Annotated in this window: 20 protein-coding genes; 4 read left to right on the forward strand and 16 right to left on the reverse strand. The window is 71.8% G+C overall.

Going from position 1 to position 25223, the window contains the following annotated elements; all coding sequences use genetic code 11:
• Positions 1-21: 21 nt before the first annotated feature.
• Together K8612_RS35395 and K8612_RS35400 are read right to left on the reverse strand one after the other, a co-directional pair.
• Positions 22-1203 carry a FadR/GntR family transcriptional regulator gene (locus K8612_RS35395; protein ID WP_223765485.1) on the reverse strand — a complete coding sequence of 394 codons (1182 nt, stop codon included), beginning with the start codon at positions 1201-1203 and terminating at the stop codon, positions 22-24.
• Between the two features lie 416 nt (positions 1204-1619).
• Positions 1620-2504: an SDR family oxidoreductase gene (locus K8612_RS35400; protein WP_223765486.1), complete on the reverse strand. Its 885-nt coding sequence runs from the start codon at positions 2502-2504 to the stop codon at positions 1620-1622.
• A 70-nt stretch (positions 2505-2574) separates the two neighbouring features.
• Here K8612_RS35400 and K8612_RS35405 point away from each other — a divergent pair, with 70 nt between their 5' ends.
• Positions 2575-3246, forward strand: coding sequence for a TetR/AcrR family transcriptional regulator (locus K8612_RS35405; RefSeq protein WP_223765487.1), 672 nt, complete (start codon positions 2575-2577; stop codon positions 3244-3246).
• Between the two features lie 96 nt (positions 3247-3342).
• Here K8612_RS35405 and K8612_RS35410 read toward each other — a convergent pair whose 3' ends face one another.
• From K8612_RS35410 to K8612_RS35465, 12 genes are all read right to left on the reverse strand, one after another.
• On the reverse strand, positions 3343-4146 hold the full coding sequence (locus K8612_RS35410) for a heme ABC transporter ATP-binding protein (protein ID WP_223765488.1): 804 nt from the start codon (positions 4144-4146) through the stop codon (positions 3343-3345).
• Positions 4147-4409: 263 nt separating this feature from the next.
• Complete coding sequence (locus K8612_RS35415) at positions 4410-5489, reverse strand: iron ABC transporter permease (protein WP_223765489.1); 1080 nt, start codon at positions 5487-5489, stop codon at positions 4410-4412.
• A complete protein-coding gene (locus K8612_RS35420) occupies positions 5486-6349 on the reverse strand; it encodes an ABC transporter substrate-binding protein (RefSeq protein ID WP_223765490.1) in 864 nt (287 codons plus the stop codon). The genes K8612_RS35415 and K8612_RS35420 overlap by 4 nt, the downstream gene beginning before the upstream one ends.
• On the reverse strand, positions 6346-7428 hold the full coding sequence (locus K8612_RS35425; protein WP_223765491.1) for a hemin-degrading factor: 1083 nt from the start codon (positions 7426-7428) through the stop codon (positions 6346-6348). The genes K8612_RS35420 and K8612_RS35425 overlap by 4 nt, the downstream gene beginning before the upstream one ends.
• Positions 7428-8087, reverse strand: a complete 660-nt coding sequence (locus tag K8612_RS35430) for an HmuY family protein (protein ID WP_223765492.1) — start codon at positions 8085-8087, stop codon at positions 7428-7430. The genes K8612_RS35425 and K8612_RS35430 overlap by 1 nt, the downstream gene beginning before the upstream one ends.
• Positions 8088-8118: 31 nt before the next feature.
• The gene (locus tag K8612_RS35435) at positions 8119-10149 is read right to left on the reverse strand and encodes a TonB-dependent siderophore receptor (RefSeq protein WP_223765493.1); all 2031 of its coding nucleotides are present in this window, start codon (positions 10147-10149) and stop codon (positions 8119-8121) included.
• Positions 10150-10582: 433 nt separating this feature from the next.
• On the reverse strand, positions 10583-11557 hold the full coding sequence (locus tag K8612_RS35440) for a metallophosphoesterase (protein ID WP_223765494.1): 975 nt from the start codon (positions 11555-11557) through the stop codon (positions 10583-10585).
• Between the two features lie 51 nt (positions 11558-11608).
• Positions 11609-11959 (reverse strand): hypothetical protein, encoded by a 351-nt coding sequence (locus K8612_RS35445; protein ID WP_223765495.1) that lies wholly within the window; start codon positions 11957-11959, stop codon positions 11609-11611.
• 126 nt (positions 11960-12085) lie between these two features.
• Positions 12086-13465 (reverse strand): hypothetical protein, encoded by a 1380-nt coding sequence (locus K8612_RS35450; RefSeq protein WP_223765496.1) that lies wholly within the window; start codon positions 13463-13465, stop codon positions 12086-12088.
• Positions 13466-13514: 49 nt separating this feature from the next.
• Positions 13515-16598: a hypothetical protein gene (locus K8612_RS35455; protein WP_223765497.1), complete on the reverse strand. Its 3084-nt coding sequence runs from the start codon at positions 16596-16598 to the stop codon at positions 13515-13517.
• On the reverse strand, positions 16595-17761 hold the full coding sequence (locus K8612_RS35460) for a tryptophan 7-halogenase (RefSeq protein ID WP_223765498.1): 1167 nt from the start codon (positions 17759-17761) through the stop codon (positions 16595-16597). Before K8612_RS35460 ends, K8612_RS35455 begins: the two co-directional genes overlap by 4 nt.
• Positions 17762-17764: 3 nt before the next feature.
• Positions 17765-19690, reverse strand: a complete 1926-nt coding sequence (locus K8612_RS35465) for a LodA/GoxA family CTQ-dependent oxidase (protein WP_223765499.1) — start codon at positions 19688-19690, stop codon at positions 17765-17767.
• Positions 19691-19889: 199 nt separating this feature from the next.
• On the opposite strand from K8612_RS35465, the gene K8612_RS35470 reads away from it, so the two are divergent.
• Positions 19890-20348 carry a YaiI/YqxD family protein gene (locus K8612_RS35470; protein WP_223765500.1) on the forward strand — a complete coding sequence of 153 codons (459 nt, stop codon included), beginning with the start codon at positions 19890-19892 and terminating at the stop codon, positions 20346-20348.
• Positions 20349-20363: 15 nt separating this feature from the next.
• Here K8612_RS35470 and K8612_RS35475 read toward each other — a convergent pair whose 3' ends face one another.
• Both K8612_RS35475 and K8612_RS35480 read right to left on the reverse strand, forming a co-directional pair.
• Positions 20364-20849 (reverse strand): hypothetical protein, encoded by a 486-nt coding sequence (locus tag K8612_RS35475; protein ID WP_223743378.1) that lies wholly within the window; start codon positions 20847-20849, stop codon positions 20364-20366.
• A 112-nt stretch (positions 20850-20961) separates the two neighbouring features.
• Positions 20962-22296: an amidohydrolase gene (locus K8612_RS35480; RefSeq protein ID WP_223765501.1), complete on the reverse strand. Its 1335-nt coding sequence runs from the start codon at positions 22294-22296 to the stop codon at positions 20962-20964.
• 247 nt (positions 22297-22543) lie between these two features.
• Between K8612_RS35480 and K8612_RS35485 the strand changes: the two genes are divergently transcribed.
• Positions 22544-23161 carry an outer membrane beta-barrel protein gene (locus K8612_RS35485; RefSeq protein ID WP_223743376.1) on the forward strand — a complete coding sequence of 206 codons (618 nt, stop codon included), beginning with the start codon at positions 22544-22546 and terminating at the stop codon, positions 23159-23161.
• Positions 23162-23168: 7 nt separating this feature from the next.
• Complete coding sequence (locus K8612_RS35490; RefSeq protein ID WP_223765502.1) at positions 23169-24977, forward strand: fatty acyl-AMP ligase; 1809 nt, start codon at positions 23169-23171, stop codon at positions 24975-24977.
• Positions 24978-25223 lie beyond the last annotated feature (246 nt).

The raw sequence follows: 25223 nt of genomic DNA on the forward strand, positions 1-25223 counted from the left end.
GGATGCAGGGGCTGTCGCCATTCACGAAGCAGGCAGGCCCAGCGAAGCGGCGATGAAGCGCCAGAGGCGAGCAGTCCACCGGCCCAGGAGCCCCCAGCCATCAGGGAACGGGCTGCCGTCCGAGTGCACCGCCACGTGAAGGAAGCCGTGGGAGCCCCGGGAAGGAACCTCGGGCAAGAGTTGCTCCTCCGACGAACCCAAGGCGCCCGAACTGGTATGACAAGCGGACGCGTTGCCAGGGGCCGCGCGCATTGAATCCCCGGCGCATGCCCCACCTGGCTCGCGGGTTTGCTCCACACGAAAGCCGTGATTCTGGAGGCAGGGGACACCCCCGAGCACCTCACTGCTCTCGACAGACGACACGGGCCAGCCAGGGCCACGCTCCTCAACACAGGGATGCGCCTCCGGAGCATCGACCTGCGCGGTGGCCACCCCAGGGGTGTCGGAAAAGTCCTCCTGGGCGCATGCGGCTTCGGGGGATGCAGATACCTGAGGAGCAGGAGCAAAGGCATTCAGCACGAGTTCATCGCAAGCCTTCATCAGCGCCGGCAGCTCGTGCTGAAGCGCCCGCACGTTCCGCTCCGAGAGGGCCTCCCTCGCACAGGTGGCCCACGCGCGCAGCGCCTCTCCGCCCAGCAGCGGCAACAGTGGGCCGGCGCCGCCAAGGAATGCCCGCTGCAAGGATTGGACAAGGAGCACGTGCCCGGGACGCGCCGCCACGCGCGCCGCCTCCCGAAGCAACTCGAATTCCAAGTGGGCGCAAGGTGCCCCCGGCTCCCAGCGCCCCGCGTTCCAAAGCCCGAAACACGTGCTCCCCAGCCGGTCCAGGTCGCGGTCCGAAGCCTTCGAACAGCAGTCGACGAGCAGCTCCACCAACACCTGCCGCTTGAGGCTGAAGTAGCCCTCCAGAAGCCACCGGGTCTGCGGGGAGCGCGCGTCATGCAGCGCCAGCCCCAGGTTCTCCAGCGTCAGCGATTCATCCAGGGCCACCGCGCGAGTCTTTCGCCCGGGGCGCTGCACCACCAGTCCCCGCGCCGCCAGCCGCCGCAGCGCCTCGCGGATGGTGCCCCGGCACACCTCATAGCGACGCGCCAGCTTCGCTTCGGAGCCGAATTGTCCGCTCGGGTGCAGCCGTCCCAGTGCGATATCGCGCTCGATTTGCGCTTCCACATACGCCACGAGTCCTCCCCGTCCCATCCCCATCCCCTCCTCGTTTCAGCATCGCCATCCAACCACAGGGGTCTGACATGGACGCGAAACCTCATTGTCCGCGCCCCCTGCCGGAAGGAGGCCCCCGCCGGGCGCGCTTCCGGAAAACCTGTCCGACTGTCGGACAGGTTTTCATCGCTCGGGCCCGGCGGGGGGCCTCGGCCCGTGCTTTCTCTTCGCGTCCGAGCACGGATACGGCCATGGCCCACTCTCGAGGTTTGGGCTTCAGGTGGCGCAGCTCTGTCTGACTGTCGGACAGGTTTTCGGCGAGCGTGCTCGGAGGGCGGCGCAGCCTCTGGCGCTCCGTCGTTTGGAAACCCGTGCTCGCTGAGCTTCGTGCTGGCGACAGTCCTGGCGGACATTGAGCCGGTGATGGGTGTCTCCCGGCGTCCTGGGTCAAGGGCCCTCCGCTACGGCACGAGCCGCGCGGTGCCCGTGCGCACCGCCTCTGGAGGCCGCATCATCCCGGCCGCCACGCGCAGACCCAGCCAGCGCGGCGTGAAGCGCGTCAGGTTGGCCTGCAGCCAGTTGCGCCATCCCGGCACCACCGACGCCCGGCCCTGGTCCAGGGCCTTGAGCGCACTCAGCACCACCTCCTCCGCTGTCGCCATGGGACCGACGGCGGCCTGCTGGGTGCCCACCACGTCGAAGAACGCCGTCTTCACGGGCCCCGGGCACAGGGCGGTCACTCGCACGCCGCGCTCGCGCGTCTCCTCCGACAGGGCCTCCGTGAAGGACAGCACGAACGCCTTCGTGGCCGCGTAGATGGCCATGTACGGCACCGGCTGGAAGCCCGCGATGGAGGCCACGTTGAGGATTCCGCCCACGCCGCGCGCGAGCATGTCCGGCAGGAACAGGTGGCTGGTGTCCACCAGCGACGTGACGTTGAGCATCACCTGTTCGTGCTGCCGTGCGAACGGCGCCGCGTCGAAGGCACCGTGCGTGGCGAAGCCCGCGTTGTTCACCAGCAGGTCCACGCGCAGCCCCTTCTCCTGGCAGCGCGCGTGCAGTTCGCGGCCCGCGCCCTCGCGACCCAGGTCCAACGCGATGACCTCCACCTGGATGTGATGGGCCTGCGTCAGCTCCGCCGCCAGCGCGCGCATCCGGTCCTCGGAGCGGGCCACCAGGATGAGGTCCATTCCTCGCGCCGCCAGCTCGCGGGCGAACACCACCCCCAGGCCGGACGACGCGCCCGTCACGAGCGCGCGGTGGCCCGCGTAGGGGAAGGCCTTGCCCTTCAGGGTGGCCGGGGAGACAGACGAACGAACAGGGGACTGGGACGAGGTCGTTTGCATGAGGTTAGAATGTGAGCGGTCGCTCACGTTCTCAACTCGCGTGGTGCTCACATTCCCTCAAGGAGGCCTCATGCCCCGCCGTCCCCCGCCTTCCCGTCGCAGGGCGCCTCGCCAGGAGCGGGCGCAGGCCACGGTTGACGCCATCCTCACCGCGACTGCTCGCGTTCTGCTCAGGGATGGCTACGAGGCCGCGAGCACCAACCGCATCGCGCAGGAGGCGGGGGTGAGCGTGGGCTCGCTCTACCAGTATTTTCCCAGCAAGGAGGGGCTGGTGACGGCGCTGATGGAGCAGCACCGCGCGCGGTCACTGGCGGACTTCGAGGCCGGGCTGGTGCCGCTCGCCGGGCAGCCGCTTCCGGTGGCGATGCGCGCGCTCATCCGGCAGGTGCTCGCGGTGAAGCGGGAGAACCCTCGCCTGCATCAGGCGCTGCATGAACTGATGCCGCGGATGCGGCAGTGGGGCCTGTCGGATGCGTACACGCAGCGGCTGCACCGGCTGGTGCGGGCGTTCCTCGCGCCCCGCTTCGAGGACCTGCGCCCCCGGAACCTGGACATGGCGGTCTTCATCCTGGTGAACGCGGTGGAGGCGCTGTGCCACACGGCGCTGACGGACCGGCCGGACTACGTGGAGGACGACGCGTTCGTGGATGAAATCGCCGCGCTCGCGGTCGGCTACCTGCGTCCGGAGCCGGCCCTGGCGCGGCCCCGGCGAGCGACGCGGGAGCGCGTGTCCCGCGTGTGAAGGGCACAACGTCCTTCCGCGAGGAGGGTCCGACGCGTGACCTTGGAGGGGCGTTCGCGCGCGTGGACGCCCTCCTCGCGGGAGGAAGGCCGTGGGTCAGGGCGGCGCGGGTGCGCGGCCCAGGGGAATCACCAGCGGTCCGGGCTGGTCCGGCCGCGACACCACCTCGACTTGCACTCCGAAGGTGCCAGCGATGAGGCCGGGAGTCAGCACGCTCGAAGGCGTGCCCGTCTCCACGCACCGGCCCTGGTCCAGCACCGCGATGCGGTCCGCGTACCGCGCGGCCAGGTTCAGGTCATGCAGCACCGCGAGCACGGCGCCGCCGTCCTGCGCGAACGTTCGGGCGCACTCCAGCACCAGGTGCTGGTGGGACAGGTCCAGGCTCGCCGTCGGTTCGTCCAGCAGCAGGTAGCGGTGGCCTCGGGCGGGAGGCGTCCACAGTTGGGCCAGCACGCGGGCCAGTTGCACGCGTTGCCGCTCACCACCGGAGAGCGTGGTGTACGCGCGCGAGGCCAGGTGCTGCGTGTCGGTGGCATCCAGCGCCGCTCGGGCGATGTCCAGGTCGGACGTGTCGCCGCCACGCCGGGCATGCGGGCTGCGGCCCAGTGCCGCCACCTCCAGCGCGGTGAAGCCGAAACCCAATGAGGACTCCTGCGGCAGCACGCCCAGGCGCTGCGCACGGTCCAGAGAGGGCCACTGGTGCAGCGCGCGGCCCTCCAGGTACACGTCGCCGGTCTTGCATCGCAGTTCGCCCGACAGCGCCGCGACGAGGGACGACTTGCCCGCGCCGTTGGGCCCCACCACGGCGAGCACCTCGCCGGGCCGGACCTCCAGCGACAGCGGACCGGCCACCCTGCCCCGCCCGCGCCAGACCTCAATGCCGCGAGCTTCCAGGCTCATGCCGCTCCCTCGCGAGCAGGCAGCGCGATGACGCCATCCACCGGCGGTGTGGCGGTGCGGCCCGCTTCATTTGCCTCACGGCTCATGCCGCCTCCTCGTGCGTAGGCAGCGCGGTGGCGCCATCGCCCGGCGGCATGCGCGGTGCGGAGGTGCGGCCCACTTCATGAGCCTCGCGGCTCATGCCGCCTCCTCGCGAGCAGGCAGCGCGATGACGCCATCCACCCGCGGCGTGGCGGTGCGGCCCGCTTCATTAGCCTCGCGGCTCATGCCGCCCCCTTGCGCGCGAGCAGCCCGATGAAGGCCGGCACTCCCAGCACCGACGTGAGCGCGCCCACTGGCAGCTCCGACGGCGAGACCAACGTGCGCGAGAGCAAATCCGCCGCGAGCAGCAGCGATGCCCCTGACAGCGCGGACGCGGCCAGCAGCCGCCGGTGGTCCGGACCTAGCGCGATTCGCAGCAGCGCCGGCACCAACAGGCCCACGAAACCAATCATCCCGCAGAACGACACCGCGGCTCCCACGCCCAGCGCGGCGGCGAGGATGAGCTTGCGCTTGAGCCGCTCCACGTCCACCCCCAGGTGCCACGCCTCACGCTCACCCAGGAGCATCAGGTTGAGCGCCCGGGCCTCGCTCAAGAGCACCGCCAGCGTCACGACCAGCGGGAGCGCCGCGGCGCCCACGGTCTCCCACGACGCTCCTCCCAGACTGCCCAGGCTCCAGAACGTGATGGTGCGCAACTGCGCGTCCGAAGCGCTGTGTGTGAGAAGCCCCATGCCAGCGAACGCGCCCGCGCTCACCGCCACGCCCGCCAGCAGCACGCGCGGCGTGTCCGTGCGCCCTCCTCCCGTGCCCAGCCGCAACGCGAGCACCGTCGCCGACAGCGCGCCCAGGAAGGCCGCTCCCGGCACCATCAGCATCCGGAACGGCCCCACGTGCGCGGCCAGCGTCACGTCCAGCACGATGGCCAGCACCGCGCCCAGCGCCGCCCCGCTGGACGTTCCCAGCAGGCCGGGCTCCACCAACGGATTGCGGAAGAGGGCCTGCAGCGCGGCGCCCGTCGTCGCCAGCACCCCGCCCACCATCACGGCCATCAGCACGCGCGGCAGGCGCAAGGTGAGCAACACCGCGCGCTGCGTGGTGTCCAGCCGGTGGGAGGCCTCGCCCAGGCCCAGCGCCTCCCAGAGACTTCCGAGGATGGCGGACGGAGGCACCGTCATGGAGCCCACCGCCAGCGCCGCCAGGACCATCCACGCCAGCAGCAGCCCCAACGTCACCCAGGGCCCCGCGCCCGGCAGCCGGGAAGACACCGGACGCGACGCGGGCATGGCCTCCGACGCGCTCATTTGCCGGCGCCCTTCGCCGAAGCCGGGGCCACCGCGTCCTGCACGCGGGCCACCGCCTGGCCCAGGTGGGGCCCCAGCCCCATGAAGTCCACGTCCTCCACGGTGACGAGCTTCCAGCCCTTCACCTGCGACAGCCCGGGCAGCTTCGCCAGCCCCTCCGCGCCCCCCACCGCCGACACCGAGCCCTCGGGCAGCAGCACGAACTCCGGCGCCGCCGCCACCACGGCCTCCGCGCCCAGCGGCTTGTAGCCTGACAGCGAGTCCGCCGCGTTCACCGCGCCCGTCAGGCGGATGAGCGTGTCCGCCACGGTGTCCGAGCCCGCCACCATCATCGTGCCCGCGCCGCGCGCGTAGATGGCGAGGATGCGCGGCGGCTTCGCGCCCTTCACCCGCGCAGCGCGCTCCGCCGCCTTCGCCAGGTCCTGGTCCAGCTTCGCCACCAGCGCCCTGCCCCGCTCCGGCGTCCCCAGCCGCTCCGCGATGCCCTGGATGCGCGCACGCGCGCCCTCCACCGTGGGAGCGTTGGAGAACGTCTCCACCGCCATGCCCGCCTGCTTGAGCTGCTCCAGCACCGGCGGAGGCCCGGCCTCCGCGGAGCCCAGCAACAGGCCCGCGCCCAGCGACAGCACCCCTTCCGCGGACAGCGCGCGCTGATAGCCCACCGTGCGCACCCGCGACGCCTCCGGCAGCGCCGCGCTGGAGTCGTCCACGCCCACCACCCGGTCGCCCGCCCCCAGCGCGAACACCGTCTGCGTGATGGCCGGTCCAATGGTGATGAGCTTCGCCACGGGAGCCGCCGCGTGTGACGACAGCGCGAACAGGGCCGTGACGAGGCCCCACTTCGAGGCCGTCCGCCTCATGACGCCACCTCCACCGCGGGCAGTGTCTGGACCAGCTCCCCCATCAGCGCCCGCCAGGCCGGGGACTCCCGTTCGCCCGGCTTCCGCTTGCCGAAGAACAGCGCGATGTTCTCCCCCGCCTTGTCGAACAGCTCCAGCGAGGTGACGTCGCCATCGCGCGTGGGCTTGCGCACCACCCAGGCGGTGTGGACGTGGTCCGCGCGCACATGCAGGTTGAAGCCCGGGTCCATCACGTTCATCCATGGGCCCATGGGCCGCACCGTGCGCACCGGGCCGGTGTGGATCTGGATCGCGCCCGGGTTTCCCACGAACACCATGATGGGCAGCTCCGACGACGCGGCGCGCTCCAGCGTCCAGCCCAGTGCGTCCGGCCTCACCGGCTGCGCGAACTCCGTCCCGGCCAGCCGCAGCGCCTGCGTGCGCGCCACCTTGAACCGGTGGAGCAGCGCGAAGAACTCGTGCGTGTCCTGGAGCGCGCGCCAGCCGGCCTTGAGCCCCGGCGTGTCGATCTCCGAATCCGGCCGGGGCCCGGCGGGCGGAGCCACCGGCACCACATCCAGCACGTGGCGCGGATCCTCGTGCTGGAGCTCGCGCACCAGCCCCTCGAAGGCGGCGACGTTCGCGTCGTCCTGGAGGTAGATCTTGTGCACCGCCGTGCCCGCCGCGTCGAACACCTGGAAGCCGCGGCGCACCTGGCCGGAGAGGTCCTCGCGCAGCGCGAAGACGAAGCACCAGCGCGACAGGAACAGCCGCAGGTCGATGTCCTCGTCCAGCACCAGCGCCCGCGCGCCGTGCAGCTCCACGTTGCGGTAGACGCCCTTCTTCTCATGCACGGCGGACGCGTTGCGCGTGAGCGCCATCACCCGGCCCAGTGATTCCAGCCGGGGCAGCAGTACGTCGAAGCGCGGCTCCAACCGCACCAGCTCGCCGCTCACTCCGGTGACGAGCAACTCCGCCTCGCTCACCCCCAGCCGCTCCGCCGCGTCGCGGATGCGCAGGCGCGGCTCGGCTTCACGCAGGGCCTGCCAGCGCTCCCGCAGCGCGGCGAGCGGGCCTGCCACCGCCTCCGTGCCGCCCATCACGGCCGCACCCCGGCCGGCGCGTCCACCTTCGCCCAGAGCAGCTTCATCATCCCGGGCGTGCCTGCGGCGTCGTAGTACGACTGCACCCGCACCTTGAAGTACGCCCCTGAATCCGAGCGCACGACGTAGAGCTGGTCGCGCGGCGTGAGCATGTGGGTCGCCAGGTCGTAGAGGTACCAGCCGTCCCCCGCGTTGAAGACGGTGTCCGGGCTGCCGCCGGTGTCGGGGCCGTCCGCCGCGTCCGTCAGGTAGCCAGACGCGGGTGCCTGGGTGAGCGCCGCGAACGCCACGTTCGGCACGATCGCCACCTCCACGCCGCCCGTGCCGCTGACGCCGCCGCGCGCCTTCACCGTGTAGCGCTGGAAGGCCAGGTCCCAGACCGCGTCCTCCGCCGCGCTCACCTGCTTGCCCGTGTCCAGATCCACGCCAACCCACGCCTCCGCGTTGGACGCGTCCACGACGGAGGTGAAGGAGCCATCGCCGTTGTCGTGGTGCTTCAGGTTCGCGCCGTCCTGCGGCGTGACGATGGGGTCCTCGTCGTCGCCGGGCCCGGGCGTGGGCTGGAGGTCGTCACCGCACGCGGTGCCCAGGGCCGCGATGAGCAGCGCCGCGCGGGCGCGGCCCAGGAAGGTGGGACGGAGGGGAATGGGGAACATGCGGACTCCTTCAGGGTGCTGGGTGGAGGAATCAGAACCGGGTGGAGACGCCGGCCTGGAGGGTGCGGGGGGGAATGGGCAGGTCCGTCGGATTGCCCGCACCGGTGAGGTTGCTGCCCACTGCGAAAAGCTGGAGCCCGCCCGCTGGCATCCGCCAGGCGACCCGGGCGTCCAGGGAGACGGTGGGGCTGGCACGGTAGGAATCCGCCACACCGTCTCCGTTGGTATCGGGATGGAAGGGACGCTCGCCGGTGAGCGCGCCGCGCACGTGGGCCTCCAGGCCCCAGGGGCGGTGGCGCCACGTGGCCTGCGCGGTGAGCCGGTGGCGCGCCTGACCTTCCAGCGCGAGGCCGGTCTCCTCGTCGGTGCCGTCGGTGAGCGTGTAGCTCAGCTCCAACTGGACGCGGCCGGGCAGCGCCTGCCGCAGCCCCAGCTCTCCGCCGCGCACGCGGGCCCGGGCGATGTTGACGTACGAGTAGCGCAGGAAGTCGCCCTCGGACTGGAGCGACGCGGAGATCATGTCGCGCAGCGAGTGCTGGAACAGGCCCACCCACACCCCGGAGTCGCGCGTGGGGCGCGCCTCCACGTCGAGGCTGAAGCTGCGCGAGCGCTCCGGCTTCAGGTCCGGGTTGCCGCGCACGGTGTAGCCCACCGAGGGGTTCTCGAAGTCGATGAACAGGTCCTGGAAGCTCGGCGCTCGGTAGCCCCAGCCGTAGCCGCCACGCACGGTGAGCCACGACAACGGGTCCACCTTCAGCGCCACGCGCGGCGTGGCCGCGAACCCGAACCGCGAGTCCACGTCCAGCCTTCCGCCCGTCACCAGCACCAGCCCCGGCTTCTCCGCCAGCGTCCAGTGGTCCTGCGCGTACACGGAGCCGCGCCCGCGCCGGCCGCTTCCACCGTCCAGCCGGTCCGAACGCAGCCACTCGCCCAGGTACTCGGTGCCCATCACCAGCGCGTGTCCGCCGCCGGGGCGCGTGTCCACCTGCGCGCCCACGCGAGCCTGCTGGTCGCGCGTGTCCTCCACGGTGTCCAGCGCGGAGGCGTTGCGCTGGTCGCGCAGGTAGCGCCGCTCGAAGTGCCCGTAGGACACGTCCGCGCGCAGCGTCGTCGTGTCGCCCAGGCGCCAGGACGGAGATACGCGCGAGGCGAGGCTGTTGTCCCGGCTGGCGCGGTCGAACACCGCGCCCGCCGCGCCCAGGTCCACGCCGCGCTGGATGCGGTGGGAGAAGGACGCGGTGCCCTCCAGCGACATCGCCCCAGCGCCGCGCCAGTCCCCGCGCGCGGACAGGTCGTAGCCGCTCAGGCTGCTGCCCGTGGTGCCGATGTCCGAGGCGTCCAGGTCATAGGCCGAGCGCCGCTGGAGCCCGGCGCTCATGCGCAGGCCCCACGCGTCGCCGCGCGTCTCACCCGTGGCGTCCAGGTCCAGGCGCCCGAGCGTGCCGTACGCGGCGCGCAGGTCCGCGCCCAGCATGCGCTGCGCGCGGCGGGTGATGAAGTTCACCACGCCCGCCACCGCGTCGCTGCCGTAGAGCACGGAGCCGGGGCCCTTCACGATTTCGACCTGCTCGATGTCCTCCAGAGACAGGCGCGACAGGTCGATGGTGCCGTCCACCTTGCCGGTGACGCGCTCCCCGTCCACCAGCACCAGCACGTACTCCGGGGCCAGTCCCTGCATGGACAGTCCTGCGCCCGCGAAGCCCTGCTGCACCACGAAGCCCGGGCGCGAAGAGAGCAACTCCGACGCGTCTCGCGCGCCGCTCGCGACAATCTCCGAACGGGTGATGACCTCGGTGGCCACCGGCGTCTCGCTCAGGCGCTCCCGCGTGCGAGAGCCCGTCACCACCGTCTGGAACGCGGCAGGCTCATCCACCGCGAGCGCGGCATTCACCGCCTGAGCTGGCTTCGCGGGCACGGCCTCCGTGGCCCTGGCGGTGGCTGCCAGTTCCGACGCAGCCGCAGCCTGAGCCACGCCGCCATCCGAGGACGGCACGTCCTCCGCCCAGGCCAGGCCCGACAGGGCACTCCACAGCAGCGCGCACAGCCACCAACGCCCCTGCATCCCACGTCCTCCCGGCACGAAAGCCGGGGGCCTCCCCTCACGGGAAGCCTGACGGGCGCTGGGCTCAAAGGGCCTCGGGCCTCAGGAAACACACTGCCTCGGGCCCCTCACCGGAGGCCCGTCCCTTCACTGCGTCTCAGCCGCGACCCCTCCGGGGAGCACCGCCACCCCGTGGCTCCGCCGACGCCCCCGGCTCCAGCGGCACCACCCGCGTCCGGTGACACCGGCGGCACTTCAGCTCCACACCGCCCGGCACCAGCCGCGCCAGCAAGCTGCCGCACAGGCAGCGCAGCTCCCCGGCACCTCCCTGTGGCCCGCATCCCTCGTGCATCGCGGCTCCCGCGCTCGATGGGGTCAGACGATATTGATACTGACTCTCAAAGTCAAAAGACTTCCGGCGCCCCCTCCCAGTGGGCGTTCAGGGAAGGACCGTCTACTTCGTGCCCGTCTTCGCCTCGGGGCGCGGGGCGGGCGCGGCGGCCTTCGTGGGGGTGAGCAGGGGCACCCGGCCTTCGGGATAGAGCGCGGTGAGCCGGTCGCCGCGAAGCTCCAGCGCGGCCAGGTGGCGGCCGTAGTGGGTGCTGAGTCCCGTGTCGATGACGATGACGCGGCCACCGAAGCGGATGGAGAGCCGGCCATCCTTCGAAGGCGTGTGGCCCATCACCATGCGGCGGGCACCGAAGCGCTCCAGCACCTGCGTGAGGCCCGCGTCCCACTTCGCCTCGTCATCGATGGCGTAGCCGCGGAACCACACCGGGCCCTGCGGATCCACGCCGCCGCCGGGCGCCTGCCCCGGCGTCAGGTCCTGCCACACCCAACGGTTCACCTCCTCCAGCGTGGCGCCGGGGACGGTGGGCGCCAGGCCGCCGTGGAGGAAGAGCGTGTCGTTGATGCGGATGACCGCGGGGTGCGAGCGCAGCCACTTCCCATAGCGCCCGTCCGCGGCGTAGGCGGCGGCGTGGCCCCGGAGCCCCCGGGGTTCACCCGGGCCGTCAGCGACGGGGGACTGGTCCGCGAAGGAGGCGAACTCGCCGGGCGTGACGTAGCGCAGGTCTCCGCGCATGTTCATCACCTCGTGGTTGCCCAGGAGCGGGTGCACGCGGCCGCCGGCCTTGCGCGCCTCGGTCTCCAGGCGCATGAGCAGCTCGAAGGCGTCGCGGGTGTGGTCCCCCCGGTCCGGCAGGTCCCCGGTCTGCACCAGGTGCGCCTTGCCGCCAATCCAGCGGTCCTTCGCGTCGATGAGCCCCGCGAGCCGGAGCACCTCCTTCAGCGCCTCCACGTCCCCGTGCACGTCCGCCACGGCGACGATGCGCTCCACGCCCTGGAAGACATACGGGTCCTGCGCCTTCGGGGCGGCGGCACCCGCGAGCGCGGGCAGGAGCAGCAGGGACAGGAGAACGGGACGCACGGGCTTCCTTCCTTCGAAGAGGGCGGAAGCCTAGCGCACGTCCCGCCCGGCCTATGCGTTCGCGGCGGCGTAGATGTCCAGCAGCGTGACGCCCGCGACGGCGCCGGTGGCGGCGAGCAGGCGGCCCTTGCGCACGCCCGGCTCGCGCAGGCCCTTGCCCAGGGTGGCCAGGTCCAGCGCGTCACCGGCCACGCGCGCCCACAGCCACGGGCGCTTCCTCGCGGGGCTCAGCAGCGCCACCCCGGCGGCGAGCTCCCGGGCGCCGTAGGCGCGCACCCACCGGTCCCCGCGCGAGATGCCGAAGAACCGGAGCAGGTTCCACGCTCCCAACAGCTCCGTGACGCCCAGGCCCACGCTGAACCAGCCCAGCGCGCGCGGCAGCTTGCGCATCGCCTTCGCCATGACACCGCCTCCTTCCAACAGAAAGGTCCGGTGGAAAGCTGAGGGCGTCTCCGGCGCACGCCAAGACCCTTGGCCGTCCGGGCGCTGGCGCATGCCGGAAGGCAGCCAGGCGACGGAGCCCCTGCCCTACGGGGAGTTGCCGCGGAAGCGGGCCGGGACGGCGCGCAGGAGCTGCGGATCCCTCCAGTCCCAGACGCGCTCCGTCGCGCTGTCCACGTCCACCGGCACGGAGTTCCACGCGTGCACGTCATAGGAGGTGGAGGCGCGCCAGTGGAAGACGACGCTGAACGCGGCCGTCACGGCCAGCACGCCCGCCAGGACGCGGTGCTGGCGAGGCGCCTCCAGCGCGAGCTGCACCGGATACGCGAGGAAGACGACGAGATAGGGCAGCACGTCCGTGAAGAAGCGCGGCCCCACCGAGTGCCCCGCCCACCAGATGGGGAACGCGGAGATGGCCACCCAGTGCAGCAGCACGATGATGGCGAAGGCCTTCTCGGCGGGCTCCAGCTCCCGGCTGCGCCACCGCTGGACGAACCCCACCCCGGCGAGCACCAGGAACGGCGAATAGAGGAGCAGCCCGCGCGACGGGCTCACCAGGTTCGCGGCCAGCGCCATGACGAAGCGCGACCCCATGAGGTCCAGCGGGTGCGTGTAGTACGGCGACAGGAGCGAGCCGTAGACGTGGAGGTTGTACCCGCAGAACGGCAGCGCCACGAGCGCCGCGCCCGCGAAGTACGCGGGCAGCAGCCGGCGGAAGCGCAGCACGAAGTACGCGGTGACGACGACCACGGAGAGCGAGTGCGTGGGCCGGCACACATACGCGAGCGCCACCGCGAGCCCGGCGAGGAACGCGGTGCGCGGCGTCTGCGCGGGCCGCGCCAGCAGCAGCACGACACAGGCGACGGCGAGCAGCCCGGGGCCGTGCTGCCAGAGGACGCGGCTGGCGGTGGAGTACGCCGTCGTCCCCAGCCCGAAGAGCAGCACGGTGACGAGCGCGGCGCGGGGGGACACGCGCCTTCGCAGCGCGACGAACAGCACGCCCGCGGCGGCGCACACGTAGAACGAACCGATGAGCTGCTCGGTGCGGTGGAAGGAGCCCAGATCCACCTTGCCGGTGCTCCGGAACAGCTCCAGCCACGCCAGCGCCTCCGCGCCCGGAGTCCCCAGGTGCGCGAGCAGCGGCCGGCCCAGCGAGAACAGCCCCTCCGCGGCCGCCAGGAACGGGAGCGCGGAGACCATCACCCCGGGCGGGTACTCGTAGTAGGTGCGCCCGCCGTGGACGCCGCGCGCGTACGCGGTCGCCGGCGTGAATGACGGCGCGTACTCGTCCAGGTCGGCGTTGCCCTCGTGGAGGATGCTGGCCGCGGACGGGATGGACCACAGCGAGTCCGTCTGCATCTGCACCTGGCTCGCGGTGTAGACCGCGAACAATCCCAGACACAGCAGCCAGACCGCCAGGGACGAGGCCGCGAAGTCGCGAGGGGACGGGGAGGACGCCGGAAGCATGACATTGCTTCTAGCGAATCCCCGTCCACCCCGCGCGCCCTGACGTCACCTACGGCGTGGACACCTGCGTCCACTCGCCCATGACCATGGTCCAGTTGCTGAGGAAGTCGACCTTCTTCGACGGCTGGCTGGGGTCCGGCGCGTACGACAGGCCGGACTGGTTGTTGAGCCGGCTGGTCATGTAGATGAGCCGCGACATGGCGGGGCCCGGCGACTTCGGCTGGCCCTGGACGTTCGTCAGCCCCTCCTTGAAGCGCGCCGCCAGGTAGAAGGGCGGGATGGTCTGGTAGTTCACCCGCACCCGCGCGGACTTCCAGCCGGCCGCGCGGTTCGTGGGGACGCGGTACGTGACGCGGTCCAGGCCCGGCGCGGACTTCGCGCTGTAGTCCGGGTCGCTGGTGACGCTCGTGTCACCGGCCCCCAGCACCGTGCTCATCGGCTCCGTCAGCGTGGCGAGCTGCTGGAGGTTGAGCCCCAGCAACGCGTCCGAGGGATTGCGCGCCGAGGGCGGCACCCAGCCCAGCGGCAGGATGCGGTTGTCCTTCACGCCCTGGAACTGCTGCAGCTCCGTGGAGGTGAGCTGCTTGTAGTCGTCCACCACGCGCAGCTCGTAGATCTGCGCCTGCGACTCGTCGGTGATGACCTGGCGGTGGGGCTGGAGCTGGCCGGCGGTGGTGGCGAACTCGGAGGGCAGCGTGTTGCTGCCAGCCACGTTGCACGCGCCCTGGCAGATGGCACCCCAGGCGTTCGGCTGACCGGACGCCCAGAGGACCCGGCCGCCGTCGCCCAGCAGCTCGAACTGCACGAAGGCCCGGCGGAAGCCCGCGCCGCTGGGGAACTTGTGCCCCACGTTGTTGGTGACGGTGACGGCGAAGTCCTGCGTGGCGCCTGCGTTGGTGGGCGGCGCGACGGACACCTGCACCGCCGGCTTCAGCGGGTTGAAGACGCCCTGCGACGTGTTCACCGCCAGGTCCAGGATGGACTGCTCCGCGTTGAGCAGGTTCTTCGCCACCGCGTAGCTCCGGCTCGCGTCCGTCAGCAGGGGCGCGGCGGACTCCGGCAGCGTCAGGGACAGGAACAGGTCATCCACCCCGATGTTGGCCGGCAGCACCACGGTGACCGAGCGGGTCCCCGGGCTCAGATGAACCTTCCGGTTGAAGCTCAGCCACGTGCTGTAGGGCGGGTTCTTGAAATCGGGCACGTCCGGGATGTGGCTCGAGCCCCCGAACGTGAGCTGGATTGGCAGGTTCTTCTCGAAGGCGTTCCGGTAGAACACGCTCGCGCCCCAGTTCAGGTCCACCTCGCCGCCGTTGCGGTCGATGTACTGGGCGTACTGGGACACGTCGAGCGTCAGCGTCGCCCCCTCGGTCCCGGAGGCGCCACCGCGCACGGTGAAGAAGTATTGGCCGTGCGCGGGCTTGACGGTCCCTTCGCTCTTGACGGCCTGCATCTGGGTGCCCGCGAGCACCTTCCAGCCCTGCGTGTCGCCATTCTCCGCGCCCGGGTTGAGGATGAGGTTGCCCGTGCGCGTGCGGATGGCCGGCGACTGGAGGAACGGCGGCACCACCGAGTTCTCAGACGGGTAGTACTCGATGCCCAGCACGTCCGGGAACTGCTGGAACATCTCGTGGACGAAGAGGTTCACGCCCAGGAGCGTGTGCCGGTTGTACTGGCGCGGCGTCGTGGCCGTGTTGCCCTGGTAGAACTTCGCCAGGTCCGCGTTCACCTGCGCCACCGGCTCGAAGCCGTCGTTCGTGGACACGCTGGCCAACTGCATGTGGCACGTGAGGCAGGACGCCGTCTGGGTGGCGTAGCCGCTGTTGAGCCACTCGAAGTACGTCGTCTGCTCGTAGGCCAGCCCCACGCAGGGGTCCGTGAGGAAGTCGCCGGTGAAGTTCTTCTGCCCGGTGGGGCAGCTCGCCGGCTTCACGTAGCCGCCGCGCGACTGCGCCTCTTGAATGGTCAGCGCATTGCTGTACCGGTCCGGCACCTTGGGCAGCACCACCACGTGGCAGGAGCCGCACACCGTCGCGTCGCGCAGGTACGGCTGGCCTCCCGCCGCGTTGGTGGCCGTCTCCAGCCCCAGGCCCGCCGCGGCCATGGGCGCGATGTTGAGCCCCGTGTCCGGCCCCACCACGGAGCCCGGCCGGGTGTTCATGTGCGAGGTGAACGGGAACGGCGGAGGCTGACTGGAGTCGCCCGCGTCCTTCAGGCGGTTGGACAGGTTCCCGCCGAACACGCTGTTGGCTTCGCTGCCGTAGAACGTCGTGAAGTCCTTGCCGTCCCAGGGCAGGCCCTGCTGGGGCGCCACGTCGTGGCACGCGGCGCACGACACGCCGTCGCGGCCCAGCGCGCCCAGCGTGGCGTTGGCGGGGCTCGCGTTCGGGTCGTGGACGGGGCTGGTGTAGCCGGAGCCCTCGGGCGTCGAGTACAGCATGAAGTGGCTGAAGAGCTTCCCCTGCTGGTTCGCCTGCCGCTGGCCCAGCGGCGAGTGGCAGCGCAGACAGAGGTTGTCCACCTGCTCCGGCTGGTTCGGAGACAGGGCGCGCGTGTTCTCCACCTGTGCCAGGAAGACGGGGTCGCGCGCCGCCAGCGCCTTGATGGAGCCGCTCCAGTCCCCGAAGAGCGACCAGTTGGACGCCAGGTCCCGCTTGCCGGAGGGGTCCACCCGCGCCACGCCGGGCTGCGCCCAGAAGGACATCTGCGGCAGGTCCGTGCCGGACGCCTTCCAATCGCTGTCATGGCAGGACTGGCACACCAGCGACGAGTTGAAGTTGCCCGACGCCAGGTCCAGGCCGTTGTGCGCGATGTCCAGCGACCGCTTGGGCAGCGCGAACAGCGACGCGCGCGTCAGGTTGGGCACCGTCACGCCGGCCCGCTGGCTGTAGTACGTCAGGAACTGCTGCACCGACGGGTGGTTGTCCGCCAGGGATGACGTGAGCGTGTTGCCGTGCGGGAACACCGGGAAGGGCGGCGACAGGTAGCCGTCCATCGCGGCCACGGCCTGGGTGGGTGGCGCGTCCAGGGTGCGCTCCCAGGAGGTGCACGCGCCCAGCGCGAGGACTCCGGCGAGCGGGAGCGCCCCCGCGGCGGCGAGCAGGTGGCGCGAAGGTCGATGGCGTCCGGTTGTCATGCGTTCTTCCCAACGGCGAGGGGGTTCAGGGCTGCGGCGAATGGAAGGGGTGCGTGGGATTGCTGGCGGTTGCGCCAGTACGGCGCCGTGGGCCAGCGGCGCTCCAGGCGGTAGTAGCCCTCGCGGATGCGCAGGTGCTCCTGGAACTCGTGCCGCGTCCGCGCCTCGTGCAGGCGCAGCGCGGAGGGGTCACCCCGGAGGTACCGGCCCACCGCTTCGGCGGCCTGATGCGCCGAGCGCAGGGCCTGGGACGTGCCCTGCGAGGACAGCGGATCCAACGTGCACGCGGCGTCCCCCACCGCGAGCCAGTCCTCGCCGTGCAGGCGGTCCAGGCAGGCGACGTTCGCGGACACCGCGCGCAGGCAAGCGCCGGTGAAGTCACAGGCCTCCAGGCGGCGGCGCGTCTCCGGCGCGCGCGCCATCCGGGCGCGCCAGGCCCCGGCGTCCTTCGGAGACAGCCCCTGGAGCGAGTCCCGGTCGCCCATCAGCCCGAAGACGACCTGGTCCCCGGGCATCCGCGCGGAGTACCACCAGCCGTCCTCGCACGCCTCCACCAGCGTGAGCGCGTCCACGTCGCGGCCGGGCTGGAGCGCGAACGTGCCGCACACGCCGAAGGCGCGGTCCACCGTGTGGCGCCGGGCCCCCCGCGACGTGGCGAACACCGCGCTCCGTCCCGTGGCGTCCACCACGAAGCGCGCGTCCACGAAGGCCCGGGGCGCATCCGCCTCCATGGCCAGGAAGAGCCGGTGGCCGCCGCTCGCCAGGGGCGCCCAGTCCGTCACCGCCGCGCCGGTGCGCACGTCCACGCCGTGGCGCGAGGCCTCGTCCGCGAGCATCCGGTCGAACCGGGCGCGGTCCAGGTGCCAGCCCGTCCCCCACGGCGAGCGCAGGTGGTCGTTGTAGCCCAGCGCGGAGTCCCCCCAGCGCGAGCACGAACCCATGGAGCGCAGGTGCCCCTGGCGCGCGAACGCCTCCCAGACGCCCAGCCGCGCCAAGAGCCGCCGGCTGTCCGGAGGCAGCGTCTCGCCCAGGTGGGGCTGCGCGTAGGTGGAGCGCTCGAACAGGACGACGCGCGGGCCCGGGTGCCTGCGCAGCGCCAGCGCCAGCGCCGCGCCCGCGGGACCGCCGCCCAGCACGGCGACGTCAAACCGGAGGTCGCCCACGGCTCAGGCCGTCCTGTCCTTGTGCTCCAACGGCCGGCGCTCGACCTCCAGGAACAGCGGGCCCGGGCCGGACTGCTTGAGGATGAAGCCCAAGTCCTTCCAGTTGAAGACCATGGTCTCGTCGACGACGAAGTTGGCGCCGGCCGGACGCGTCCAGTAGTCCTGCTTCACCTGGCCGCCCTCCAGGTACGAGACGAAGTACGGCCGCTGCGCGGGCCACCACCAGAGGTTGGTGTAGTCGGTGGTCTGGTTGGAGCACTCGTTGAAGTCCGCCTGCCACGGCAGCGCCATGTACTTGGTCGCGTCTCCGGGCTGGAGGCCGTGGCCCGCGGTGGGCTCGGTGTCCCACTGGAGGCCCGCGTTGCCCGTGGACGGCATGGGCTTGATGCGGAAGGGCTCCTCGTAGATGGCCGGGTCGCGGCACAGCCAGGTCATCTCGATGCCCGGGCAGAACGGCCCGCCCACGCAGTTCTCCAGCACCCCGCGGTCCCACTGCTCGCCGGGCCCCAGCGTGGACGCGGGCGGCGGGTCCTTGGAGTACACCTGCTTGCTGAACTGCTGCAGCAGGAAGTACTGCGTGCGCGTCAGCGTGAAGTACTTGCTCGGGGCGCTGGGGATGACGTTGGGCTCGCCCTGCAGCGGATCATCCCCGGCCAGCTTGGGCATCAGGCCCGGCGTCGGGTCGTTCTCATGGCCCGGCTGGCGCAGGTAGCCGAAGAAGTTGGACGGAGACCCGTCCTGCCGCACCACCCCGTCATGTCCCTCGGTGCCCTGCGCGTTGATGTTGGCGACCCACTGGTAGATGGAAGGCCGCGCCAGGATGGGGCGGATCTCCGCCTGGAAGTTGGGCACGTAGCCGGGGTTGAAGCCGTTGGGGCCGTAGAGGTCCGGCGCCAGGTTCCTCGAGCGCACGAGCGCGTCGTAGATGGTGTCGTGGAGCGTCACCATGTTGAGGATCTGCGGCGCGTAGGCCGGCGGCGCGACCATCACCCAGGCGGGAGTCACCTCCACGGAGGTGCCGTTCGGGAGGATGACCCGGGCGGTGACGGGACCGTCCGAGGTGTCGTCCCACCAGAAGTTGTTGTTGGCGTAGTTGTCGATGCGCGGCTGCTCGTACGCAATCGCTTCCACGTCCAGGGCCAGGCCCGTGCCGACGTTCTGGCCGAAGATGCCGATGATGGCCGCCCGGAACGCCGCCTCCGTGGGATACCCGATGTCCGCGATCTGCCGCAGCCCCGCGACCGCGGCGGGCGGCAGGTAGCCGGGCGCGTTGATGTCGGTGGTGTTGACGGTGTTGAGCAGCGCCGTGGTGACCATCCACCGCGTGGAGCACCCGGAGCGCCCGTAGCCGCCCCGGAAGTCCATGCGGCCCTGGCCGTCCACGGAGAGCTGGCCCAGCGTGGTGATGTCGCTCTGCTCCGGCACCAGGCCCGTCGCCGGGAAGCTCACCGGGTAGCCCCGGGGCGCGTGCGCCGCGTCCAGGGCGGACTGGGACGGCAGCCCCGTGTATCCCCGGGCCGCGACCGTGCGGGGCCCCGGGTCGATGATGAGGCCATTGCGCTGCCCCGAAGGCGTCCGGGGGTTGCGCAGCGGCTGGCCGGCGTGTTTGCCATCCACGCCGGAGAGCTGCTGGAACTCGTACCAGGCCGCCTTCTTGTTGGCCACGTGCACGGTCCACAGGACGTCCTGGACGTCCTGCCCCAGCGTCACGGGGCGGCCCCGCGGGCTCTTGTCGTCATAGACGAACACCTGGAAGCGCGCCGCCTGCCGGCGGATGCCGCCCTGGGCGTCGCGGAAGGCCTTCACCTCCGTCTGGCCATCCTTCTCCAGCGGCAGCCCCCCGGCCGTCACCGGGCCCAGGTAGTAGTCCTCGCTGTTGCCAACGCGTGCGATGCCAATGGCAGGGTGGATTCGGTAGGTCGGGCTCATGGCCATGCCCCACCCCGCTGCAATCCACACACCAGGAAATCCATGCACAAGCCGCAAAGGATTCTGGAGGGTTGCGCGGGGCGCTGGCGGGCGCGCGGGCAGCCTGACGTGTCAGGGGTTGCGGCCGTGACGTGTCAGCCCGCGCGCTGACGCGTCAACGCGCCTGACCCGGGCGGGGCAATCAGCGAGGATGGCGCGCATGAGAATCTGGGTCGATGCCGATGCATGTCCGGGGCCCGTGCGGGACATCCTGCTGCGCGCCGTGCAGCGCGTGAAGGTGCCCATCGTCTTCGTGGCGAACAAGCCGCTGGCGCTGCCGCGCCTGGCGTACGTGTCCACCGTGCAGGTGGGCGCGGGGCTGGACGTGGCGGACCGGCACATCGCCACGTCCGCGGAGGCCGGGGACCTGGCCGTCACGCAGGACATCCCCCTGGCCGCGCTGCTCGTCCCCAAGGGCGTCGTGGTGATGGACCCGCGCGGGGAGCTCTTCACGCCGGAGACCATCGACGAGCGCCTGTCGATGCGGAACTTCATGCAGGAGCTGCGCGACAGCGGCGTGAACACGGGCGGCCCCGGCGGCTTCTCACCGCAGGACCGCCAGCGGTTCGCGGCCACGCTGGACCGCGAGCTGACCCGGCTGGCGAAGCAGCAGGGCTGAGGCCACGGCGTCTGTCTAATGGCCCGCGCCGCCGCTGCCCTCCGCGGGAGGCGTCCCGGTGGACGGCGCCACGGGGCTCGTGCCGATGCCCTTGTTGCGGTTCCAGGCCTCCGGGATGATGTCCAGCCGCGCGCCGGGGTTCTGTGACGGCACGGCCTCCGGGGCCAGGTTGTCCACGTCGCGCATGTCGATGCTGCCCGAGCCGCCCGTGCCCACCTCGTTGATGTCCACGCATTGCTGGTCCTCGGGCTTCGAGGACCACGGGCTGCCCGTGCCTCCGGTGGCTTCGGCGTTGGCCTGGGCCTCGGCGCCCACGGTTCCGTAGAAGTTCATGCCGTGCTTGGCCAGCATCTCCTGCGTGCGCGGCGACTCCTCCGAGTCCCAGGACATCTCGTCGCTGGCGAACGCCTTGGCCGGGGACTCCTGTGGAACGGACGCGGTCTGCGTGGCGCAGCCGCCCAGCAGGAGCGCGGACAGCGAGGCCATGAGCGGAAGCTTCATCGGGATGTCCTCCAGAAGTGTCGTCCGCTACTCAAGTTGGAGGCACTCGCGGCGGGGGCAAGCGACAGGGAGCCAGCCGGGCCAGCGGCCCCGCTCCAGGCCGGGGCCCTCTTCAATGGTCCGGGGACGCATCGCCCCCGTGCAGGCAGGCCAGCGCCGCCACGGTGAGTGACTCGCATCCCCCGCGCAGCGAGCCCGCGCGGTCCGGGGCGTAGCGGCTGGAGTGCGGCCCCGGCAGGTGCGCCATCTTCTCCTGGGGCGTCGCGCCCGGCGCCTCCTCCCAGGTCTTTCGCGGCGTGATGCCCAGGTACCAGTACGCGGTGGGCACCGGGTGCTCCGGCCCCCGGGCGAAGAAGGGGAAGTCCTCGCTCGCGGTGACGAGCACGCCCGGCACCAGCGCGTCGCGGCCGAACCACTCCGCGTGCGCATCCCGGACGCGGCGGAGGAGCTCCGGGTCGTTGCGGTTCACCGGCCCGCGGTTGACGACCTCCACCTGGGGAGGCGCTGGCGCGCCCGCCGCCGCGGCCTCGCCCTTCGCGATGCGCTCGATGGCGGCGAGCACCCGCGCCTGCACCGCGTCGTCCTCCGTGCGCACCGTCAGCTCCAGGAGCGCCTCCTCCGGAATCACGTTGGCGCGCGAGCCCGCCTGGAAGTGGCCCACCGTCACCACCGCGGACTCCAGCGGCGACAGCTCGCGCGACACGATGGTCTGCAGGCGCAGCACCACGCTGGCCCCCAGCACCACGGGGTCCACGGACAGCTCCGGCTGCGCCCCGTGCGCGCCCCGGCCGAAGAGGCGGATCCGCACGTGCGCGGAGCCCATCATCGTCACGCCCTCGCGGTGCATGAAGGTGCCCACCGGCAGCGGCGCCGTGTGCTGGCCCAGCACCGCGTCCGGCGTGCCGAAGCGCGAGTAGAGCCCGGCGTCCAGCATCGCCTTCGCGCCCTGGAGGGTCTCCTCCGCCGGCTGCCCCACCACCATCACCGTGCCGCGCCACGCGCCGCGCGAGCGCGCCAGCACCGCCGCCGCGCCCACCAGGCACGCGGTGTGGACGTCGTGGCCGCACGCGTGCATCACCGGCGCACCGTCCTCCGTCCGCGCGCGGCTCGCGTACGGCAGCCCCGTCTTCTCCTCCACGGGCAGCGCGTCCATGTCCCCGCGCAGGAGCACCGTGGGCCCGTCGCCGTTGCGCAAGAGGCCCACCACGCCGTGGCCGCCCACGTCCCGGCTCACCTCGTAGCCCTCCGCCTCCAACCGGCGCGCTACCTGGGCGGCCGTGCGCGCCTCCTGGCCGGACAGCTCCGGGTGTTCGTGCAGGTCGAGGTAGAGCGCGTCCACGTCTGGCAGCACCGCGTCCAGGTGCGCGAGGACGCGCCGGGCACGGGCCTGGAGGCCTGAGACGGTGGACGGGCCCGCTGCGGACTGGGGATGGGCGGCGTCGTTCATGGCGGTGGGCTCCCGTCCCGGACGCGAGGAGGTGTCGAGGGCATCCGGGTACGGCTCAAGGTGGAAGCCACGCGTCAGGCATCACAGGGGAGGGGCAGGGAGGCAGGCGGGGGCACGGCCTCGCGCGCCGCCTCCCCCACCCTCCGGGGCGCCGTGGGCCTCCGGGGTACCGCCTGTCCGTTCGTTGTCCGCCCCTCCCCCGGAGGCCACCTTCTGGCTGCGCACGCGACACATGGAGGGAGCGGTCATGAGGCGAAGCATCGCACTGGGGTTCTGCCTGGCGGGACTGACGGGTGGCGCCGCCAGCGCCCAGGACCCACCGTCGGACGCGCCCACGCAGGTGGGACGCGTGGATTGGCAGGGCCCCTACTTCCTCCTCGGGTTGGGCGTGGAGGGCTACACGGGCAAGCTCGCGCCCAACCTGGATCCAGGGCCATCGTATGGCGTCCTCGTGGGCTACCGCGCCAATGACTACCTGGGCGTGGAGCTGGGCTACAGCGGCGGCGTGAGCAACCTGTCCGTCGCGAACGGCTCGTTCTTCGGAACCCCGGACATCGTGCGGAACGGAGGGCAGGCGGCGCTCACGGTCGGCTTCACCCACACGCGGTTGCAGCCGTATGTGCTCGGGGGCATCGGCGTCGAGCGCTACTCGGTGCGCGAGGGCAACTTCTTCCGGTTCTTCGACGACACCGGGGGCTACGCGCCCGTGGGCGCGGGCGTGCGCTTCAAGTTCAACCCCCAGCTCACGGCCGAGGTGCGCGGCACCTACAGCTTCCTCTTCGGACAGGACTTCGCGCCCGCGCAGAACATTGGCGCGGGGGATGGCCGCTACGCGGGCCTGCTGATGATTGGCGGCAGCTATTGAGGTGCGAATGTCCGTCACGCTGATCGACCTCCTCGACGAGCGAAGCCGCCGTCCCGCGGATCCACGCCTCTACACCTTCCTGGAGGACGGCGCGGAGGTGACGCTCACCCGGGGTGCGCTGGCCTCCAGCGCGCACCGCATCGCCGCCGCGCTCCAATCGCTCGCGGCGAAAGGCGAGCGCGCGGCCCTGCTCTATCCGCCTAGCGCGGACTACCTCCGAGGGTTCTTCGGCTGCGTGTGTTCGGGGCTGGTGGCGGTGCCGGCGTATCCGCCGGACCCCTCCAGGCTGGAGCGCACCCTGCCCCGCCTGCGCGCGCTCATCGCGGACTCCGGGGCCACGGTGGTGCTCACCACGTCCGTCATCCTGTCCATGGCGGAGTTCCTCTTCACGGACGCGCCGGAGCTGCGCGCGCTGAAGTGGGTGGCGACGGACGCGCTGGGGGAAGGCGACGCGGGCACGTGGAAGCGGCCGGACGTGACGGCCGACACGCTGGCGTTCCTCCAGTACACGTCCGGCAGCACGGGGGCGCCCCGGGGCGTGATGCTCAGTCACGGCAACCTGCTGCACAACCTGGGGGCCATCCGCCGCGCCTTCCAGACATGCGACGACAGCGTGGGCGTCATCTGGCTGCCGCCGTACCACGACATGGGGCTCATTGGCGGCGTGCTGGTGCCGCTGGCGCAGGGCTTCCACACGGCGCTGATGTCGCCGCTGACGTTCCTCAAGCGGCCCCGCGCATGGCTGGAGGCGCTCACCCGCTTCGGCGGCACCATCAGCGGCGGGCCCAACTTCGCGTTCGACCTGTGCGTGCGGCGCATTCCGCCCGCGGAACGGGAGGGCCTGGAGCTGAGCCGCTGGGAGGTGGCGTTCTGCGGCGCGGAGCCCATCCGTCCGGAGACGCTGGCGCGCTTCACGGAGGCGTTCGAACCGCATGGCTTCCGGCGCGAGGCGTTCTACCCATGCTACGGCCTGGCGGAAGGGACGCTCATCGTCTCCGGCGGCGAGAAGGACGCCGCGCCCGTCCTGCGAGACGTGGACGCCGCCGCGCTGGAGGCAGGCAGCGCGAGGGCCCCCATTGGCGCGGCCCGGACGCTGGTGGGCAGCGGCGCCACGCTGCCGGATCAATCCCTGCGCATCGTGGCGCCGGACACCGGCCACGTGCTCCCGCAGGGCGAGGTGGGCGAGGTCTGGGTGAAGGGGCCCAGCGTGGCGAAGGGCTACTGGAATCGCGAGGAGGAGTCCGCGCGGGTGTTCCAGGCGAGGACCGCGCAGGGAGACGGGCCCTACCTGCGGACCGGGGACCTGGGCTTCCTGGACAACGGGGAGCTGTACGTCACGGGGCGAGCGAAGGACCTGATCATCGTGCGAGGCCGGAACCTGTACCCGCAGGACCTGGAGACGGTGGTGGAGGAGAGCCACCCCGCGCTCAGGCCCGGATGCGGCGTGGCCTTCGGCGTGGAGGTGGACGGAGAGGAGCACCTCGTCGTGGTGCAGGAGGTGGATGCCCGCAGGTGGGACGGCGAGGTGGCCCCCGTGCTGGGCGCCATCCGCGGACGGCTGGCGACGGTGCACGAGGTGAGACCCCGAGCGGTGGTGCTCATCGAGCCCGGGAGCCTGCCGAAGACCTCCAGCGGCAAGGTGCAGCGAAGGGCCACACGGGAGGCGTTCCTCACCGGAGCGCTGCGCGAGTTGCACACCTGGTGCACGACCGCGATGGGAGGCGCGGGCCCGAACACCGAGCGTTCAGCGCGGGAGTTCCGGGTCCTGGCCCGAGTACCAGCACGCGTGGGGGACCTGGACGCCCACCTCCCCTGAGCCCAGGGGGCCCGCCGCGCGGCGGAAGCCAGGCGCCACCGGGGCGCGGTCCAAAGCATGAAGCCGGAGTGCCCAAGCCCCGGGCAACGGACCTCCCCCGCCCGGCACAGGTCCAAAACCTGTCCGACAGTCGGACAGCTTTCCGCGGTCCGGACGACAAGGGGCCCCCGCCAGCCCCGGTCCACAAACTTGTCCGACTGTCCGACAGGTTCTTGTCTCCCGGGCGGCAAGGGGCTCCCCCACAGC

This window comes from Corallococcus sp. AS-1-6, assembly GCF_020037015.1.
Taxonomy (GTDB): domain Bacteria; phylum Myxococcota; class Myxococcia; order Myxococcales; family Myxococcaceae; genus Corallococcus.